The organism is Labrenzia sp. 011, assembly GCF_003075075.1.
Lineage (GTDB): Bacteria > Pseudomonadota > Alphaproteobacteria > Rhizobiales > Stappiaceae > Roseibium.
Genome location: NZ_QCYM01000060.1, coordinates 1 through 1,246 on the forward strand (window position 1 = coordinate 1; position 1,246 = coordinate 1,246).

At 69.2% G+C, this 1,246-nt stretch carries 2 protein-coding genes; one reads left to right on the forward strand and one right to left on the reverse strand.

Annotated features, from left to right (window positions below; genetic code table 11):
• Nucleotides 1–765 (reverse strand): UvrD-helicase domain-containing protein (locus DCO57_RS22190; RefSeq protein ID WP_133192742.1); only part of this gene is annotated, 765 nt, incomplete at its 3' end.
• A gap of 170 nt (nt 766–935) precedes the next feature.
• Between DCO57_RS22190 and DCO57_RS22195 the strand changes: the two genes are divergently transcribed.
• Nucleotides 936–1,163: a hypothetical protein gene (locus DCO57_RS22195; RefSeq protein ID WP_003082927.1), complete on the forward strand. Its 228-nt coding sequence runs from the start codon at nt 936–938 to the stop codon at nt 1,161–1,163.
• Nucleotides 1,164–1,246 lie beyond the last annotated feature (83 nt).

Genomic DNA, 1,246 nt, shown 5'->3' on the forward strand with positions numbered 1-1,246 from the left:
CTGCTGGTAGGCCTGCTTCAGCAGGCGCTGCTGGGCCGGACGCAGGCGTCCGGCGGCAAGGGGGTTGTCCGGCTCGGCGGCGGGGTCGCGGTCGTCCAGTTGTTCGAACCAGCGCGGATTGCCGAGCACCTCGCGGGCCAGGCTGCCGAGCGCCGAATGGAAAGTGCGCACGCACTGCCGCGCCTGGGCCGCGTCGAACGGGTACTGCCACTGGGCGAGAACGCGCAGCAATTGTTCGCGCAACTGCGCGCAGGAGGCGTTGGTGAAGGAAATCACCGTCAGCCGCTGCGGCTCGACGCCCAGGTGGCAGAGCATGAACACCACCCGCAGGACCAGGGTGGTCGACTTGCCCGAGCCTGCACCGGCAAAGATCCGCGCCAGCGGCTGGCGGCAGAGGATCATCGCACAATGTTCCTCGGACGGCGGGCTGACCACGCCGAGCGTCGCGGCCTGCGCCACCTGCTCGCGCATGGCGCGCTCCTGGGATTCGTCGACCTTCAGTGCGGCAGCCGGATAGATTCCCTGCGGCGCGCGCCGCGAGGCGGCAGCGGGCTTGCGCGGAGTCCCCCGAACGGCGCCCTTCGCAGGCTTGCCGGTGGCCTTGCCCGGGACCTTCGCGGCGTTCTTCCGGGAGCGGGCCTTGGCCGGCTGCAACAAGGCTTCGCGGGCCTCGCGCTCGGCCTGCAGGTAGGCGGTGGTACGCGGGAAACAACGCGCCAGGGCGCTGGAAAGCATCGACTTGTAGCGCCGTACGGCAGACAGCATCGGGGACCGGTCCAGACAAAGCATGTGGCTGAATCATAAGTGTTTTCCGCCCTCGGCCGACAGTCGGACGGGGACCGCCCATCGCGCCAGGGCAACCCTTGCGCGACCGCGCCGGTCTACCCTTCGGGCCCTGCCGGCCTGCCAACTCAGCGAAAACAAGGAGCCTACCCATGAGCGATTGGGCAATCACCTACAGCAAGGACGAAGCCACCGAGCGCCAAGTCCTGCCGTTCCCCCACAAGCCGAGCCCCGAAGAGGTCGCCGAGCACCTGCTGGAATGGGCCGAGGCCAACCTCAAGCCGGGCCACTACAGCACCGGCAAGCTGGAAAGCGACGAGCCGGCGGAACTGCTGCTGCGCCGCTTCGGCATCGTCGTCACCGGCATCGCCGAAGCCTGATCCCTCCCGCGACCGGCAGGCGCCGGTCGCTTCCGCCGATACACGCCTGCTCCGCCAAGCCTACGAACGCGCCAGCCGCGTAC